General features: G+C 59.3%; 16 protein-coding genes. 6 read left to right on the plus strand and 10 right to left on the minus strand.

The features are described from left to right. Positions 1–4: 4 nt before the first annotated feature. Entirely contained in the window at positions 5–1,174 is a 1,170-nt protein-coding gene (locus DD597_RS11055; protein WP_048241784.1) for a DNA repair protein, read from the plus strand. On the opposite strand, the gene DD597_RS11060 is transcribed toward DD597_RS11055, so the two are convergent. Beyond that, a complete protein-coding gene (locus DD597_RS11060; protein WP_058674788.1) occupies positions 1,175–1,939 on the minus strand; it encodes a siderophore-interacting protein in 765 nt (254 codons plus the stop codon). A gap of 145 nt (positions 1,940–2,084) precedes the next feature. Here DD597_RS11060 and DD597_RS11065 point away from each other — a divergent pair, with 145 nt between their 5' ends. Continuing rightward, a complete protein-coding gene (locus DD597_RS11065; protein ID WP_003862595.1) occupies positions 2,085–2,579 on the plus strand; it encodes a PadR family transcriptional regulator in 495 nt (164 codons plus the stop codon). On the opposite strand, the gene DD597_RS11070 is transcribed toward DD597_RS11065, so the two are convergent. Next, complete coding sequence (locus tag DD597_RS11070) at positions 2,576–4,135, minus strand: methyl-accepting chemotaxis protein (protein ID WP_022651882.1); 1,560 nt, start codon at positions 4,133–4,135, stop codon at positions 2,576–2,578. The genes DD597_RS11065 and DD597_RS11070 overlap by 4 nt on opposite strands. A 239-nt stretch (positions 4,136–4,374) precedes the next feature. Further along, the gene (locus tag DD597_RS11075; protein ID WP_129256184.1) at positions 4,375–5,895 is read right to left on the minus strand and encodes a PAS domain-containing methyl-accepting chemotaxis protein; all 1,521 of its coding nucleotides are present in this window, start codon (positions 5,893–5,895) and stop codon (positions 4,375–4,377) included. A 421-nt stretch (positions 5,896–6,316) separates the two neighbouring features. On the opposite strand from DD597_RS11075, the gene ygjG reads away from it, so the two are divergent. Beyond that, complete coding sequence (gene ygjG, locus DD597_RS11080; RefSeq protein WP_022651884.1) at positions 6,317–7,696, plus strand: putrescine aminotransferase; 1,380 nt, start codon at positions 6,317–6,319, stop codon at positions 7,694–7,696. Between the two features lie 85 nt (positions 7,697–7,781). On the opposite strand, the gene DD597_RS11085 is transcribed toward ygjG, so the two are convergent. Beyond that, positions 7,782–8,384, minus strand: coding sequence for a helix-turn-helix transcriptional regulator (locus DD597_RS11085; protein ID WP_045345577.1), 603 nt, complete (start codon positions 8,382–8,384; stop codon positions 7,782–7,784). A gap of 42 nt (positions 8,385–8,426) precedes the next feature. On the opposite strand from DD597_RS11085, the gene DD597_RS11090 reads away from it, so the two are divergent. Further along, entirely contained in the window at positions 8,427–9,116 is a 690-nt protein-coding gene (locus DD597_RS11090) for a B3/4 domain-containing protein (RefSeq protein ID WP_003862604.1), read from the plus strand. A 94-nt stretch (positions 9,117–9,210) separates the two neighbouring features. On the opposite strand, the gene lsrG is transcribed toward DD597_RS11090, so the two are convergent. The 6 genes from lsrG to lsrA are packed head-to-tail and all read right to left on the minus strand — an operon-like array spanning position 9,211 to position 14,896. Then, positions 9,211–9,504, minus strand: a complete 294-nt coding sequence (gene lsrG, locus DD597_RS11095) for a (4S)-4-hydroxy-5-phosphonooxypentane-2,3-dione isomerase (RefSeq protein WP_003862606.1) — start codon at positions 9,502–9,504, stop codon at positions 9,211–9,213. After that, on the minus strand, positions 9,501–10,388 hold the full coding sequence (gene lsrF / locus DD597_RS11100; RefSeq protein WP_023314882.1) for a 3-hydroxy-5-phosphonooxypentane-2,4-dione thiolase: 888 nt from the start codon (positions 10,386–10,388) through the stop codon (positions 9,501–9,503). The genes lsrG and lsrF overlap by 4 nt, the downstream gene beginning before the upstream one ends. 11 nt (positions 10,389–10,399) lie before the next feature. Then, positions 10,400–11,401, minus strand: a complete 1,002-nt coding sequence (gene lsrB, locus DD597_RS11105; protein ID WP_003862610.1) for an autoinducer 2 ABC transporter substrate-binding protein LsrB — start codon at positions 11,399–11,401, stop codon at positions 10,400–10,402. A 1-nt stretch (position 11,402) separates the two neighbouring features. Continuing rightward, a complete protein-coding gene (lsrD, locus tag DD597_RS11110; RefSeq protein WP_003862612.1) occupies positions 11,403–12,380 on the minus strand; it encodes an autoinducer 2 ABC transporter permease LsrD in 978 nt (325 codons plus the stop codon). Further along, complete coding sequence (gene lsrC, locus DD597_RS11115) at positions 12,381–13,412, minus strand: autoinducer 2 ABC transporter permease LsrC (RefSeq protein WP_003862614.1); 1,032 nt, start codon at positions 13,410–13,412, stop codon at positions 12,381–12,383. Next, positions 13,409–14,896, minus strand: coding sequence for an autoinducer 2 ABC transporter ATP-binding protein LsrA (gene lsrA, locus DD597_RS11120; RefSeq protein WP_109949031.1), 1,488 nt, complete (start codon positions 14,894–14,896; stop codon positions 13,409–13,411). The genes lsrC and lsrA overlap by 4 nt, the downstream gene beginning before the upstream one ends. Before the next feature lie 215 nt (positions 14,897–15,111). Between lsrA and lsrR the strand changes: the two genes are divergently transcribed. Together lsrR and lsrK are read left to right on the plus strand one after the other, a co-directional pair. Continuing rightward, the gene (gene lsrR, locus DD597_RS11125; protein WP_023295481.1) at positions 15,112–16,083 is read left to right on the plus strand and encodes a transcriptional regulator LsrR; all 972 of its coding nucleotides are present in this window, start codon (positions 15,112–15,114) and stop codon (positions 16,081–16,083) included. 32 nt (positions 16,084–16,115) lie between these two features. Next, a complete protein-coding gene (lsrK, locus tag DD597_RS11130; RefSeq protein ID WP_129256185.1) occupies positions 16,116–17,711 on the plus strand; it encodes an autoinducer-2 kinase in 1,596 nt (531 codons plus the stop codon). Positions 17,712–17,800: the final 89 nt, after the last annotated feature.

A 17,800-nucleotide genomic window follows, 5' to 3' on the forward strand; every position in this document is an offset into this window, starting at 1 on the left:
CATCATGAGCACACCGATCAAACGGCTAGAAATCATTAAAAATGCCATTGAGCTGGAAGATGACGACATCATCCGGAGCCAGTTGAAACGTCTCAAAGAGGAAGCCTTTGACGATGAACTCCTGTCCATCGTCGCGGCGCTTGAGCAGAAAAACTATACCGCAGCCCTTCGCGCTATCACCGCCTGGCTGCAAAGCCAGCGCGCCGTTACCCCGTGGCGTGACCCGCAGCTGGCGGCCAGCAAGCTGGAGCTAAAAGCCCTGGAAGAGCGTCTGCGCGATCTGATTGATCGTCGTAACGCCCGGGTACAGCAGCTTGATGAGTTCAACGATCTCTATTTCTCCCGCCTCGGGCCGTTGATGCAGCAGATCCTCGCCCTGCGTAAAACGCTGGCGGAGCTTAACCTGCGTCGTCAGCAGGCGGAGACGCGTCGTCGGGAAGAGGATTACCGCCGCTGCCAGAGCTATATGGCGCAGGCCGTAGAGGTTCTGACAACGCTCACCCGGCGCTGGCGAGATCTGCCTGCGGATTCCGTTCAGGCGGCAGAGGCGCGCAAGCATCTTCAGCAGCAAAGTAATCTGATTGCCAACCTGCTGGCCGAAGCGATGGAGCTGGAGACCGGTTTAACGCGCGAAGAAGAGCCGGCACGTCAGGCGCGCGATGAGGCCAACGAAGAGTACAAGAAGTATCGCGAACAGCATCATGATGCCGAAGTTCGCCTGCGTAAAGGCAAGGATCTCTCTGAAGAGGATCGGAACGAGCTGAAGCGGCTCTGGCGTCAGGCTAGCAAGTTATGCCACCCGGATCTGGTTGCCGATGATTTAAAAGAAGAAGCCAACAGGATGATGGTGCAACTCAACCAGGCCAAACAGCGCGGCGACGTGAAGGCCATTCGCTCGCTGGTCGCCCGTCTGCAACAAGGGTTTGAACCGATGATGGCGAGCGACAGGCTGAACGACCTGGAACGTATTCGCAAAAAAATGGCACAGGTGCGTGAGCAAATCGACACCCTGGTGAACGAGCTGGCAGAGCTGGAGAAAGAAGAGTCCTGGCTGCTCGTCTCGTCGCTCAGCAATATGGAAGCCTACTTTGCCCAGCAGGAGAAAGCGCTGAAAGAGGTATGCGCCTCGCTCGAACATCAGGTGAGCGAAGCGCAGCTGGATCCCGCTGCCTGATTATTTGGCGTGCCAGTACGCGCTGGCACGCACCAGCTGTGGGTCAATTGCGTCGGTTTCAAACTGACGGCTCAGGCGTTTTACCACTTTCCCCTCTCCGGTCAGCCAGATAAAGTAATCCTCTTCCGGCACGGCCAGCGCGGCAAGATGGTCGGCCACCGCCTGCTCGTTGTGGCCGATAACCCAGGTGATGTTGAACCCGCTCAGGTGCGCCAGATAGTCCTGGTACGTCGCATCGCCCACGGTGACGATGGCGTGGATCGCCGGGCGAACAGGCAGTTTTGCGATGCTTTCTAAACGGCGGCGCAGCGCGGGCATGCCCGACTCGTCGCACACGTACAGCTGCCAGGCGTAATCTTCCGGCACCACCAGCGAACCACGCGGACCGCCGATGGTCAGCTTGTCGCCCACCTTCGCCTCTGCCGCCCAGTTGCTGGCAATGCCACCATCATGAACGAAGAAATCGAGCGCCAGCTCATGTTTTTCGTCATCGTACAGCGGGGTATAGTCACGCGCTTGCGGACGCACGCCGTCGCCCCAGTCGATGCCTTCATCAGTCACCACAGGCGGCACGAAAGTGGTGCCCGGTGCCGGGAAAAAGACTTTGGTATGGTCGTCAAAGCCGCGAGAGCTAAAGCCCTCCAGCGCCTCGCCGCCTAGCACAATGCGCTGAAATCCTGCACTGACTCGCTCAGTGCGCATCACGTTCAGCTCACGAAAACGCAGGTCATTGCGGACACGTTGAGGGTAACGGGTAGATGCCATGTTGATGCCCTTCTCAGGTGAATACGATATATCGGAATGAATTTTTAATGATAATGATTGCTATTAACTCAGAAATCAAGATTTTTTAGATTGCATCTGAATATATCTTAGATATAGTTTAGATATATCAAATTGAGGAAGAAACATGCGACACGAACACGACGGCGGCGGACGCCGGCCACGATTTTTTGGTCATGGCGATCTGCGGCTGGTGATCCTGGATATCCTGACCCGCAACGCGAGCCATGGTTATGAGCTGATCAAAGAGATCGAGAACCTGACGCAGGGACATTACACGCCAAGCCCTGGCGTGATCTATCCGACGCTGGATTACTTGCAGGATCAGGCGCTTATCACCATTACCGAAGAAGAGAACGGCCGTAAGCGGATTGCGATTAACGCCGCCGGAGAACAGTGGCTGGAAGATAACCGGGAACAGCTGGAGCAGATCCAGACGCGTATCAAGGCGCGCTCCGTCGGTTTCCAGCTGCGCAAAAACCCGCAGATGAAGCGGGCGCTGGATAACTTCAAAGCGGTTCTGGATCTGAAGGTTAATCAGGGAGAGCTCAGCGACGCGCAGTTAAAACAGATTATCGGCGTGATTGACCGCGCGGCACTGGAGATCTCCCAGCTGGATTAAGCCAGCACGCCGTCGCTCACGCGGAACACGCGGACCAGCTCTTTCAGGTGCATGGCCTGTTCGTTAAGGGATGCCGCCGCCGCAACGGACTCCTCCACCAGCGCGGAGTTCTGCTGGGTGGTGGCGTCTATCAGGCCAATCGCGCTGTTGATCTGCGAGATGCCTTCCGTCTGTTCGTGGCTGGCCTGGCGAATCTCACGCAGGATGACGTCCATCTCTTCCACGTTGCCGACCATGCCGTTGATAAGCCCGCTGGCCTTCTCCACAAGGTTCATGCCGTCCTGCGTCTGGCTTGTGGAGCTTTCAATCAGCTGGCGGATCTCACTCGCGGATGTTGCACTTTTCTGCGCGAGCTGACGTACCTCGCCCGCCACCACCGCAAAGCCGCGACCATGCTCACCCGCGCGCGCCGCTTCGACCGCCGCGTTCAGCGCCAGAATATTAGTCTGGAAGGCAATGGCGTCGATCAGGTCGATAATGTCGGACATCCTGTTCGATGTTTCGTTGATCAGGCGCATCTTGCTGGTGACCTGCTTCATCATCTCGCCGTTGTTTTTGACCACGGCAGCCGCATCGGCAGACAGGTTCGTCGCTTCTCCGGTGTGGGACGCGGTGTTCTTCACCGTAGCGGTGATCTGCTCCATCGACGCAGCCGTCTGTTCAACGGAACTGGCCTGCTCCTCCGTGCGGGCAGCCAGATCCTGGTTGCCCGCGACAATCTGCGCGGCGGCGCTGGAGATGTTTTCCGATCCGGTTTGCACCTGCTGCACAATCTCCAGCAGGCGCGTTTTCATCTCCATCAGTGCGGTGAGTAGCAGTCCGGTTTCATCTTTACCGTGCGAGGTAATGCTGCCGGTGAGATCGCCATCGGCAATGGCCTCCGCAAAATTCACCGCGTCGTTCAGCGGGCGGGTAATGGATCGCACAATGAACCAGCCAGTCAGGCTGGCTGCCGCGACGCTAAAAAGCGTAATCAGGATCAGCAGGAGACGATTGGTGCGGAAATCACCTTCCACCTGCTCGCCCGCACTCTGCATTTCATGGTCCTGGATCGCAATCAGCGCCTGCACTTTCGCTTTATAGGACTGTTGCAGGTTCAGGGTGTTGGTCATCATTTCGTTTATCGCGCCCGCACGGTCGTTATTCTGCACGGCCTGCAAAATGCGGTAGCGCGAGTCAAGATATTGCTGGCGCACGCCGTGGATATCGGCCAGCACCTGTTGGGATTTTTTATCCTTGAGAGCGTTGTCCAGCTCGCTCAGGATTGCGGCGATGCGCTCGCTGATCGCCTTCAGACGCTGCTCTGATTGCGCCGTGTACGTCCCCTGTTCGTCCAGCAGCATGAGCTGCTGCGTGCTGATAAATTCCTGGAAGTTGTCGATTAACTGGTTCGCTTTTACCGTCGTTGGATAATCGCTGGTAAGGATGGTTTGCATTCCATTGTTTGCCCGATTCAGGCTCATCAGAGACAAGCTTGCGCTGACGACCATCAGGACAATAAATAATCCAAACGCCAGAAATAATTTCGTGCCGATCTTTACGTCATGTATGAACATATTTACCCCATCGATGTGATTATTTCTCAGACGATCGCTGTTATCGACAGGAAACTCGCTAACTTTATGACTTTGATCGTTTTTTTATTTCTCACTTTCAATAAATCCGGGGCGTAGCAATTAAAAATCGGGTGTTTTTTTTAATTACTTAATATTTCATTAACAACATAACTTATTCTGAAAAACAAAAAAGCCGTTTACCCCGGAGGAATAAACGGCTTTATCGAAGCATGCATTTCTTAATGCAGCACGGTAACCGCATCTTCAAGACGTCCGGCCCGGTGCTTAACCATCGCGGAAATCTGCGCGCTCTCTTCGACCAGGTCAGCATTTTTCTGCGTAATGCTGTCCAGCTCTGCCACGGCACGGGTCAGCTCTGTCAGGCCTGTCGCCTGCTCTGAGGTGGCGTGGCTAATCTGCGCGATAAGCTGCGTGACGTTTTTCACCTGCTCGACAATATCATCCATGGTACGTCCCGCGGCGTGGACCTGATCGGCGCCCGACTGCACTTTGCTGGCGCTGGCGTCGATCAGCTTACGAATATCGTTAGCTGCATTCGCGCTGCGGCTGGCAAGATGACGCACTTCGCCCGCCACCACCGCAAAGCCTTTCCCCTGCTCGCCCGCGCGTGCCGCCTCAACCGCGGCGTTCAGCGCCAGAATATTGGTCTGGAAGGCAATGTCATTGATAAGCGAGGTAATAGAGCCAATGCGCTGGGTACTGTCGGCTATGTCATCCATGGTTTTCACCACGGTCTGCATCACGGTGCCCCCCTGCGTGGCCGCGCTGCTGGCGGCCATCGACAGCTTGTCGACTTCGGCTGCGGTCTCAGAGTTACTCTGCACCGACGCCGCCATCTGGTTCATTGTTGCCACGGTCTGCTGCACGTTAGCCACGGTCTGGCGCGTGCGGTCGTTGAGATCTTCATTGCCCTGCGCCAGCCTGTCGCTGCCGTCGCGCACGCTCACCACCTGACTGGAGACGTCGTTGATCAGCCAGCGGCACATCAGCCCCAGCTGTCCGACGGCCCGCAGCGTCAGCCCCAGTTCATCGCTGCGGTTAAGATGCTGCACGCTGTTACGCTCTCCGGTAGCGACCCTGAGCGCCTGCCGTGCGACGTTTTCCACCGGGCGGACAATCTGTTGCTCAAACACCAGGGTGCCAAGCAGCATCACCACGGCTGCCGCCACCAGCGAAGCCCAGCCCGCGGCACTGGCAACCAGCGTTGCGGTCATCACCGCAAAAAGTACCGCCATTACGCTGCGCACGCGCCAGCGCAGCGGCATCGCCGGTAATTTGCCGAGCCAGCCTTTGCGCACCACCAGCCCTTTATGAATGCGTTTTTTGCTACGTCCTTCGTTGAGCGCCTTATAAAGCGGCTCCACTGCGGCGACCTCGTCCTCGGTGGCGCGGGTACGAATGGACATATAGCCCGTCATCTGGCCGTTACGCACCATCGGTACCGCATTGGCGCGTACCCAATAGTGATCGCCATTTTTACGTCGGTTTTTGACAATCCCGCTCCAGGGTTCGCCCTTTTGCAGCGTGTACCACATGTCGGCAAAAGCCGCTTTCGGCATATCCGGATGGCGCACAATGTTGTGCGGTTGCCCGAGCAGCTCCTGGAGCGTAAAGCCGCTCACTTGCACAAAGGTGTCGTTAGTGTGGGTCATGTAGCTGTGGAGGTCGGTGGTCGACATAAGCGTGGTGTCATCGTCCAGCGGATATTCATTCTGGGTGACATAGTCAGGAGAGGACATAGTGAGCATCCCTTGCAGGTTATTTGAATGTTAATTTTGTGGCTTATGTTTTTTCGGCGATAAAAAATTTATCTTTAGTTGTTAAATATGATTGAGATCGCAAATCTCGGTTAAACCGCACTTTTCGTGCGTTTTTCTAATTAATTGATTTAAAATACTTTCGAGACGAAACTACCTACAAAGCATGATCCCCCGGCGCACACTTAAGGCGCATTTCTGCCCTGGAGTAGTGCAATTGACGACACCCCATCCCCGGCTCGTTATCCCTTATCCCGTGCGGCGCGCAATGGCATGATTAAATATTGTGCAAATTTGATTTCACCTGGCGTTTATCCCGATTTTTGTTAAGGCATCTGAGGTGGCGTAATCCCTGCAATAATTAACTCAGTATCATGTGATACGCGATCCCCGGGAGCATATTTTGAACAGGTTACCTTCCAGCGCCTCGGCTCTTGCCTGTACCGCGCACGCACTGAATCTCATTGAAAAGCGAACGCTTGATCATGAGGAGATGAAACAACTTAACCGTGAGGTCATTGATTACTTTAAAGAGCATGTGAATCCTGGTTTTCTGGAGTATCGCAAATCTGTTACCGCCGGCGGGGATTACGGAGCCGTAGAGTGGCAAGCGGGCAGTCTGAATACGCTTGTCGACACCCAGGGACAGGAGTTTATCGATTGCCTGGGTGGTTTTGGTATTTTCAACGTGGGGCACCGTAATCCAGTTGTGGTTTCCGCCGTACAGAATCAACTTGCGAAACAACCTCTCCATAGCCAGGAACTGCTCGATCCGCTTCGCGCCATGCTCGCGAAAACGCTGGCAGCCTTAACGCCCGGCAAACTGAAATACAGCTTCTTCAGCAACAGCGGCACCGAATCGGTCGAAGCGGCGATTAAACTCGCCAAAGCGTACCAGTCGCCACGCGGGAAATTTACCTTTATCGCCACCAGCGGCGCGTTCCACGGGAAATCCCTGGGCGCGCTGTCGGCGACCGCTAAATCCACTTTCCGTAAACCGTTTATGCCGCTGCTGCCGGGCTTCCGCCACGTACCGTTCGGCGACATCAACGCCATGCGCACCATGCTCGGCGAATGCCGTAAAACCGGCGACGACGTGGCGGCGGTGATCCTGGAGCCGATTCAGGGTGAAGGCGGCGTGATCCTCCCGCCGCAGGGCTATCTGCCCGCCGTGCGTCAGCTGTGCGATGAGTTTGGCGCGCTGCTGATCCTCGACGAAGTGCAGACCGGGATGGGGCGCACCGGCAAGATGTTCGCCTGTGAGCATGAGAACGTTCAGCCGGATATTCTGTGCCTGGCAAAAGCGCTCGGCGGCGGCGTGATGCCGATTGGCGCAACGGTCGCCACTGAAGAGGTGTTCTCGGTGCTGTTCGACAATCCATTCCTGCATACCACCACCTTTGGCGGTAACCCGCTGGCCTGCGCGGCCGCGCTGGCGACCATCAACGTGCTGCTGGAGCAAAACCTGCCTGCGCAGGCGGAGCAGAAAGGCGACATGCTGCTGGACGGCTTCCGCCAGCTGGGCCGGGAATACCCGGATCTGGTACAGGATGCGCGCGGGAAAGGGATGCTGATGGCGATTGAGTTCGTTGATAACGAAACCGGTTATAGCTTCGCAAGCGAGATGTTCCGCCAGCGGGTACTGGTGGCGGGAACGCTTAACAACTCGAAAACCATCCGCATTGAACCACCGTTGACGCTCACCATTGAGCAGTGTGAGCAGGTGCTGAAGGCGGCGCGTAAGGCGCTGGCGGCGCTGCGGGTGAGTGTGGAAGAGGCGTAAAAAAAGCCGGGTGGCGCTACGCTTTCCCGGCCTACAACATACTGCATATGCAAGCCCGGTAAGCGTAGCGCCACCGGGCTGCTTTTTATCGGTGAAACTCTGCCACCGTCATGGTGAAGCGAAGCACGGTATCGCTTTCATTGGCATAGCCGTGCGCCGCTTCCGTTTTCGCCACCGCCGACGCCCCGGCAGCTACCTGCGTTACCGTCTCGTCCACCGTCAGGGTTAACATGCCTTCGTTCACGTGCAGCAGCTCAAACGTTCCCGCCGGATGTCCCGGAGAGGTGAACGTTTCTCCCGGATGCATCTCCCACTGCCACAGCTCAATCATATCCGGGCCTGCGGTGCCTGCCAGCAATCTGGCGTAACCGCCCTGTGCGCCCTGCCACAGAACCGGGATCGCCTCTTCCCGAATAATGTGTATCTGCGGCTCGCTGGAGACGTTAACGATATCTGCCACCGAGACGCCAAGCGCGGCGGCCAGTTTACACAGAATGGCAATGCTGGGGTTGGCAGCCCCTTTTTCGATCTCCACCAGCATGCCTTTGCTGACGCTGGCGCGGCGAGAAAGCTCGTCCAGCGACAGTTTTTTCTCTTTCCGCCAGCTGCGGATACGGTTCGCGACGGCCAGGCTTACCTGGGCAACATCGGCACCCGCATCGGTCATTATATTGACTTTATCAGTCATTGGTCACTACCATGGTATAAAACAGTCAATACAGGATTATTTATGTCTCTTGTAACACCGTCAATAGATTCGCGACTTGTCGGGATCGCGCCCGGCTTTCGGGCGCTGAGCATTCTGGTTGAAGCTGCCCCGATTACCCAACCGGAGGTTGCGCCCGCTGCGCTGGCGCAGGCCTGCCAGCAGATGCTCAATGATGATGTGCCCTGGGCAGAAAATCATCTCGCCGCCTGGGATGAGGTGTTTAAAGCCTTTGGTGCAAAACCCAAACGTACGCCCTGCTCGGCCTCGGCCCTGCGCAAGCGCGTGATGAGAGACGGTTCGCTGCCGCCGCTCGACCCGGTGGTGGATATCTATAATGCCATCAGTATCCGCTACGCTATTCCGGTAGGGGGAGAAAATCTGGCGGCTTACTCGGGAGCGCCGCGCCTGACGCTGGCCGACGGCAGTGAGCCGTTTGATACCGTCAAAGAGGGTGAGCCGGTAGTCGAAAATCCGGAGCCAGGCGAAGTTATCTGGCGTGACGATCTTGGCATCACCTGCCGCCGCTGGAACTGGCGACAGGGGATACGCACGCGTCTGGACAGCCAGGCGCAGTCCATGTGGTTTATTCTCGAAAGCCTGCCGTCGATGCCGCTGGCGGCATTACAGGAAGCTGGCGATGAGCTGGTGAGCAATCTGCAAAAGCTGATGCCGGGCGCGACGGCGCGTATTCAGTTGCTGGAGCTGGCGTGAACAACGCCGGGTGGCGCTTCGCTTACCCGGCCTACAAAATCAACACCCCCCGTACCCGTAGGCCCGGTAAGCGCAGCGCCACCAGGCAAAACCGCTACTCCGGCAACAATCCGACAAAGCTGCGTTTTTTGCGCGGCTCCGACATCAGCTCCTCCAGCTTATCCACGCACGCGAGATAGTGCGGGGTTTGCTTATGCGCCAGCACCGCCTCTTCGTCTTTATAGGCTTCGTAGATAAAAAACCGGGTTTTCACCCGCGGGTCCTGCAATACGTCGAAGCGCAGGTTGCCCGGCTCCTTGATCGCCCCCTCGTGGTTGGCGCGAAATACCTCCAGAAACTCGTCTACCCGCTCGGGCTTAATGTTGATCTCCACCAGCGTCACGTTCATTTTGCTTCTCCCTGTTTCTCTTCCTGCCAAAACTGGAACGCCTCCCGGGCGCTCATGTTCTCGTGAACCACTTTCTTCACCGCCTTCAGCATGGCGAGCGGCGCGCTGGACTGGAAGATGTTGCGCCCCATGTCCACGCCGGACGCGCCCTGGTCTATCGCGCGCCAGCACATCTCCAGCGCCTCGTGCTCCGGCAGCTTTTTGCCCCCCGCGATAACGATCGGCACCGGGCAGCTGGCGGTCACTTTTTCAAAGCCCTCGTCCACATAGTAGGTTTTGACGAACTGCGCCCCCATTTCGGCGGCGATGCGGCTTGCCAGCGAAAAATACCGAGCGTCACGCGCCATCTCTTTCCCCACGCCCGTCACCGCCAGCGTCGGCATGCCGTAGCGCGCCCCTGCATCGACCAGCTTGATGATATTGTTGATCGACTGATGCTCAAACTCGCTTCCGATGTACACCTGCGCCGCCACCGCGCAGACGTTCAGGCGCAGCGCGTCTTCCATCGCCACCGCCACGCACTCGTTAGACAGCTCGCCCAGAATCGAGTTACCGCCGGAGGCGCGCAGCACCACCGGTTTGTTCGTCGCGGCAGGTACCTGGCTCCTGAGGATGCCGCGGGTGCACATCAGCACGTCGGTTTCGCCAAACAGCGGCGCGATGGTGAGATCGATACGCTCAAGGCCGGTGGTCGGTCCCTGAAAGTAGCCGTGGTCAAAGGCCAGCATCACCGTGCGGTTGCTCTGCGGGTTGAAAATGCGCGAAAGCCTCGACTGCATGCCCCAGTCCAGCGAGCCGCAGCCCTTCAGGGTGTACGGCACATTCTGCTGCGGCGTACCGATGCCAAAATCCTTGCCGTCTTTGATGTCGTCTAAATCAGCCATTTGCTCCCCCGTCAGAAATCGTATTTGCTGATGTTCTCTTTGGTGAACACCACGCGCTCCGGCAGCAGCACGATGCCGTTGCCCTTCGCCTCATACTGGTAGCCCTGCACGCTGTTCGGCTCGACCTTCAGCGTCCCGATATTTTTCACGTCTACGCTGTCGCCGACGTTAAGATCGCCTTTTTTCAGCAAACGATCGGCGACATTGACCGCAATTTTGCCCTGTTGCACCACGTCCCACAGGCCGAAGGCCTTCACCGTGCCGCGCTCAACGTACGGGCGCATCACATTCGGCGTGCTGAAGCCGACAATCGCCACCCCTTCCCGCTTCAGGTTTTCTGCCGCCTGTGCCGCCGCCGGCAGGGCGTTGGCGTCCGGGGCGATGATCGCATCCAGATCCGGATAAGCCTTTAAGATCCCTTCGGCGGTTTGCAACGATTTGGTGGCGTCGTTATAGCCAAACTGGGTGGTGACGACCTGCCACTGAGGATGATCTTTCTCGATTTTGGCCTTCGCCTCTTTCACCCACTGGTTCTGGTCGGTGACGGTCGGGCTGGAGTAGAAGAACGCCACTTTCGCATTCGGTTTGGTGACCTGCTTGCCCGCCATCTCCACCAGCAGGCCGCCCAGCTGTTCCGGCGTCCCCTGATTGATGTAGATGCTGCGGCACTCCGGTTTGGTGTCGGAATCCCAGGTCAGGACCTTGACGCCGCGCTGCATCGCGCGCTTCAGCGCCGGGCAGAGACCGTCCGGTGACACGGCAGAGACGATGATGGCGTTATAGCCCTGGTTAACGAAGTTATTGATGAGCTGCACCTGACCGGAGACGCTCGGCTCGGTCGGGCCGTCGTAGGTCACGTCCACGCCAAGATCTTTCCCCGCCTCTTTCGCGCCGTTGCCGCCGCTGGTGAAGAATCCCACGCCTACCAGTTTCGGGATAAAGGCAATGCGGTCCGCCGCCTGCGCCGAAGCGAAGCTGAGGGCCATTGCCAGGACGAGCAGTTTTGTTTTCATCTTACGCTCCGGATAGTTTTCTGAAGAGAGATCGCACCCATTCGCGGTGCAGACTCAGCGAACGCCCCATCACCACCACAACCAGCAGCGCCCCCGACAGCGCGCTCGACACCTGGTTGGGGATGCCGACCATCTGTAAACCCTGTTGCAGATACCCCACCAGCAGCGCCGCCAGCGCCGTACCGACAACAGAACCTGACCCGCCGTAGATATTGGCTCCGCCGAGCACGGCGGCGGTGAGCGCGGGCATCAGCAAATCGCGCCCCAGATCCGAACGCGCAGAGCCGAAATAGGAGACCATCACCAGCGCGGCAATCGCCGAGGCCACGCCCACCAGGCCGTACAGCGCGTAGGGCATGCCGTTCACCGGCAGCGCCGCATAGCGCGCCGCGCGCGGGTTCTGCCCAATCAAAAACAGGTGCCGACCAAAGCGCCCACGGTGGGTAATCAGCCAGAAGAAGGCGGTAATCACCGCGAACAGCACCAGCGGGATCGGCAGCCCCAGCACCGTGAGGTTAGCGAAGGCGGTAAAGCTGTCCGGGAAGCCGCCGATGCCCTCGTAGCCCGTCGCCCCCGCCATGCCGGAGAGCAGCAGCGCGCCGCCGCCGTAGAGGTAGAGCGTGCCGAGGGTAATGACCAACGGGCTGATGCCGGTGTAGTGGATCAGCGCCGCATTCACCAGCCCGCACAGCAGACCCAGCAGCAGCGTAAGCGGAACGGCGACCGCCATCGGCCACCCGGCCTGCATCATCACCCCCAGCGCAATCGCGCACAGGCCGATGGTCGAGCCGAGGGAGATGTCGATCCCGCCGCTGATGATCACCAGCGTAAGCGGCAGCGCCACGATGCCAATACAGATGAAATCGCTGGTGCTGAACAGCAGCATGTTGATATCAAGCATGCGCGGGTTGATGGCGCCGAAGAGCAGGATCTCCAGCACCAGTAAAATCAGCAGCGCGCTTTCCCAGTTAAGCCTCATTTACGCCACCTCTTTTTTGCGTTTGGGAAACGGGGTAACGTGCTTTCCCCCTTTGTTACCGGGCTGGAAACGGCTGTATTTCAGCGCCCGCTGATGCCGCGCCAGTGCCTGACGCAGACGCCCGTCGAGCACCAGCACGCCCAGCAGCACCAGCCCGGCGATAAAGTCGTTCCACCACGCCGGGAGCCTGAACAGCACCAGCACGGTATCGATTTGGGTGAGGAAGAACGCGCCGAGGAACGCACCGACCAGCGTGCCGGTGCCGCCCAGCAGCGAGATGCCCCCCAGCACGCAGGCAGCGATGGCTTTCATCTCCAGCCCGCTGCCGGTCTGGTTGGGCACAAAGCCTATCTGCGCGGCAAACACAATCCCGGCGCAGGCCGCCAGCATGCCGTTGAGGGTAAAGGCGATCATGCGGGTGCGGTTCACCGCCACGCCCAGCTGGCGCGCGGCGGCGAGGTTATCCCCCACGGCGTAAAAATCCCGCCCAAAGGCGGTGCGCGACAGCGTCCACGCGCCGGTGGCCGCGATAATCAACACCAGCATGCCGAGCGGCGAAATGCCGACGGCGGCAGGCTCAGAGAGGGATTTCAGCCCCGGCGGCAGCCCTTCTATCCACTTCCCGCCGGTCCAGAGCAGCATCGCCCCGCGATAAAGCCCCAGCGTGCCGAGGGTGGCGACAATCGCCGGAATGCGCAGGCCCACCACCAGAAAACCGTTGAACGCCCCGGCCAGCGCGCCGATCGACAGCGCGAAGAGAATGGAAACGGGCAGGCTGTAGCCGCTGTTAAGCGCCACGCCGACGGCAATGGCGGACAACCCGACCGTGGAGCCGACGGAGACGTCAATATTGCGGGTCAGCATCACCAGCGCCGCGCCGATAGCCAGCAGGATCAGGATCTGCGAGCTGGCGAAGATCATCCCCAGCGTCTGTAAGCTCAGGTACGACGGGTTCAGCGCCACCAGCACGGCGAACAGCGCCAGAATGGCGAGAAACGCGCTCAGCTCGCGGTTTTTCAGTAAGATCTTCATGATTGCCCTCCAAACGCCAGCGCCATCATCCGGTCGAGGCTGACGGCGTGGCGCGGCAGCTCGCCGCTGAGCACGCCCTGATGCATTACCAGCACCCGATCCGCGAGGCCGGGAAACTCATCGAGATCGCTTGAGATCATCAGCACCGCCACGTTCTGCGCCGCCACGCTTTTCAGCAGCTGATAAATATCGGCGCGCGCCGAGACGTCCACGCCGCGCGTCGGTTCATCGACGATCAGCAGCAGCGGGTTGGCCTCCAGACAGCGCGCCAGCAGCACCTTCTGCTGATTACCACCGGAGAGCGTGCGCACGGTTTGATCCGCATGGTTGAGCTTGATCCCCAGCGCCCGGTGATAGCGTTCCACTACCGCAGACTCCCGCTTTCGCTGCTGCCAGAGCGACGGCTCGTTCAGCGCCACGGTGTTCCAGCGGATCGGCGCGTCGAGAAACAGTCCGGACACCTGCCTGTCTTCCGGCAGATAGACCAGCCCTTTTTGCAGGCGTGAACTGACCGGATCGGTGGTGATCTCCTGGTTCTCCAGCCACACCCGCCCGCCGCGTACGGGACGCAGGCCGTAGAGCGTTTCGGCAAACTCGGTGCGCCCGGAGCCTACCAGCCCGGCCAGGCCGACGATCTCCCCGGCGTAAATCTCAAGGCTGAGATCGATAAACCCTTCCCCGGTAAGATCCTCCACCCGCAGCACCGGAAAATCCTGCGCCTGGGTGCGGCGGTTGCCCGGCAGCGCCAGCCACAGCTTTTGCGTATCGCTCAGGGAGGTCTCCCGGCTTACTGGCGTCATGGCGGCGATCAGGGCGTTATCGTCAAACTGCGCGGTTTCGCCGCTGAGCACCACGGCGCCGTCGCGCATCACCGAGACGTGACTCGCCAGCTGCCGAATCTCCGGCAGCTTATGCGAGATAAAAACAATCCCGACGCCAAGATCCTGCAAGGCGCGGATCTGGCGAAACAGCCGTTCGGTTTCACCTGGCGTCAGCGAGGCCGTGGGTTCATCGAGGATCAGAATTCTGGCGTTGCGCATCAGCCCGCGCAGGATCTCCACCATCTGCTGGTCAGCCACCTCGAGGGTGCTGGCGGTGGCGTCGAGGTTAAGCTGGCACTGCAATTGCCGGAGTTTTTCCGCCAGACGATTTTCCCGATCGCGCTCTCGCGGCAGACGAAACAGGATGTTTTCCCGCACCGTCAGGTTGGGAAACAGCAGCGGCTCCTGCGGCACCAGATAAATGCCTAACCTGTGCGCCTGAGCCGGGGTAAGCCGTGTAAAAGACTCACCCGCCACCGAAAGTTCACCGCTATCCGGGGTTTCTACCCCGGCGATGATCTTCATCAGCGTCGATTTTCCCGCGCCGTTACCGCCCATCAGCGCATGCACCTGCCCCGCAAGCAGCGTGAAATCAATGCCTTTTAAGACCGGTACGCCTGAAAACTGCTTGCTGATATCACGCGCGTCGAGAAGTGGTGTCATCATCGCTCCGCTATTGAACAAATGATTTTTAGATTTAATAATGTTCAAAAGCGTAGACGGTGAACTATATTTACAACCGTGCAGGGATCACAATTTTATCGATTGAGATTTAGATAAACCGGAATCGATCGAAATGATCCGTTTTGTCGCGTGGCTCACATTTTCACGTCGCGCCATCACGAACATATGATCTAAATTTTTATAAGAGTTCAATTATGAGCGATAAACGCACTGCGGAAGAAGGACGGTTTGCCGGGCTGGCACTGGCGGAAGAGGAGCTGGTGGCGCGCGTGGCCTGGTGCTACTACCACGACGGGCTGACCCAGAACGACATCGGCGAACGGCTCGGGCTGCCGCGCCTGAAGATCTCCCGCCTGCTGGAGAAGGGCCGTCAGTCCGGGGTGATCCGCGTGCAGATCAACTCCCGCTACGAGGGCTGCCTGGCGCTGGAAACCGAGCTACAGCAGCGCTTTGGCCTGAAGCTGGTGCGCGTGATGCCTGCCCTGAATACCCCGCCGATGAACGTGCGGCTGGGCATTGGCGCGGCGCAGTCGCTGATGGGCGTGCTGGAGCCCGGCCAGCTGTTAGCGGTGGGGTTCGGTGAAACCACCATGAGCAGTCTGCAACACTTAAGCGGCTTTATCAGCTCGCAGCAGATCCGCCTGGTGACGCTTTCCGGCGGCGTCGGGCCGTATATGACCGGTATCGGCCAGCTGGATGCGGCTTGTAGCGTCAGCATGATCCCCGCCCCGCTTCGCGTGTCATCCGCTGAAGTCGCCGGGATCTTAAAGCGCGAAACCAGCGTGCGGGACGTGATCCTCGCCGCCACCGCGGCTGACGTGGCGGTGGTCGGGATTGGCTCGGTAAACCAGCGCCGCGACGCAACGATCCTGCGCTCCGGCTATATCAGCGAAGGTGAACAGCTGATGTACGCCCGTAAAGGCGCGGTGGGCGATATCCTCGGCTATTTCCTCAATGCCGAAGGGGAATGCGTCGAGGAGCTGGAGATCCACAAAGAATTACTGGGCGTCACGCTCGATGAACTGGCGCAGCTGCCCACCATTGTCGGCGTGGCCGGAGGGGAAGAGAAAGCCGATGCGATTTATGCCGCACTGAAAGGTCGCCGTATTAATGGCCTGGTGACGGAAGAGACGACAGCCCGCGCGGTGCTGGCTCTGGCCGGATAAGAGCAGCCCTGCGCTAACAGCGAGGCAAGCTCATGAGTTACCTTTTAGCGTTAGATGCAGGGACAGGCAGCGTTCGCGCCGTGATTTTCGATTTACAGGGCAACCAGATTGCCGTTGGCCAGGCCGAGTGGAAGCACCTGAGCGTGGAGAACGTGCCGGGCTCGATGGAGTTCGACCTCGACACCAACTGGCGGCTGGCCTGCCGGTGTATTCAGCAGGCGCTGGAGCGCGCACGGCTTAGCGCGGCGGATATTCAGTCCGTCGCCTGCTGCTCGATGCGCGAAGGGATTGTGCTGTACGACCGCAACGGCGAGGCTATCTGGGCCTGCGCCAACGTCGACGCCCGCGCCAGCCGCGAGGTGGCTGAACTCAAAGAGATCCACGACTACCGGTTTGAATCCGAAGTGTATGAGGTCTCCGGCCAGACGCTGGCGCTGAGCGCCATGCCGCGCCTGCTGTGGCTGGCGCACCACCGTCCGGATATTTACCGCAAGGCTGCGACTATCACCATGATCAGCGACTGGCTGGCGGCGAAGCTCTCCGGCGAGCTGGCGGTGGACCCGTCCAATGCGGGCACCACCGGTATGCTGGATCTCTTCTCCCGCGACTGGCGTCCGGCGCTGCTCGACATGGCCGGGCTGCGCGCCGATATCCTTTCCCCGGTGAAAGAGACCGGCACCGTGCTGGGGGCCGTCACGAAAGAAGCCGCGCAGCAGTGCGGCCTGCGTGAAGGCACGCCGGTGGTGATGGGCGGCGGCGACGTGCAGCTGGGCTGTCTGGGGCTGGGCGTGGTCCGCGCCGGACAAACGGCGGTGCTGGGCGGCACCTTCTGGCAGCAGGTGGTCAATCTGCCGCAGGTACGCACCGACCCCGACATGAACATCCGCGTGAACCCGCACGTCATCCCCGGCATGGTGCAGGCGGAGTCGATCAGCTTCTTTACCGGGCTGACCATGCGCTGGTTCCGCGACGCCTTTTGCGCCGAGGAAAAGCTGATTGCAGAGCGGATGGGGATGGACACCTATTCCCTGCTGGAAGAGATGGCGAGCCGCGTCCCGGCGGGCTCCCACGGCGTGATGCCAATCTTCTCCGACGCGATGCATTTTAAGCAGTGGTATCACGCCGCGCCGTCGTTTATTAACCTCTCCATCGACCCGGAAAAGTGCAACAAAGCGACGCTGTTCCGCGCTCTGGAGGAGAACGCGGCGATCGTCTCGGCCTGCAACCTGGCGCAGATTTCGCGCTTCTCCGGCGTGACGTTTGAGAGTCTGGTGTTTGCGGGCGGCGGGGCCAAAGGCGCCCTGTGGAGTCAGATTTTAAGCGACGTTACCGGCCTGCCGGTGCGCGTGCCGGAAGTTAAAGAGGCAACGGCGCTCGGCTGTGCCATTGCCGCAGGAGCTGGCGCGGGGCTGTTTGCGGATATGGCTTCGACGGGCGAGCGGCTGGTGAAGTGGAGCCGCGAGTTCACGCCAAACCCGCAGCACCGGGAACTGTACGACGGCATGATGCAGAAATGGCAGGCGGTGTACGCCGACCAGCTCGGGCTGGTGGACAGCGGGCTGACCACGTCGATGTGGCAGGCACCGGGGCTGGTGCGGGCATCCCCCTCAACCCGGCCCTCTCCCTAAGGGAGAGGGAGATTAAGTCCCCTCTCCCTTAGGGAGAGGGCATCAGGCCACACTAATATTTGAATCCCATCACATTCACCGCATTCCCC

This window comes from Enterobacter cloacae complex sp. 677-3DZ2D5B (genome assembly GCF_004136695.1).
Lineage (GTDB): Bacteria > Pseudomonadota > Gammaproteobacteria > Enterobacterales > Enterobacteriaceae > Enterobacter > Enterobacter hormaechei_C.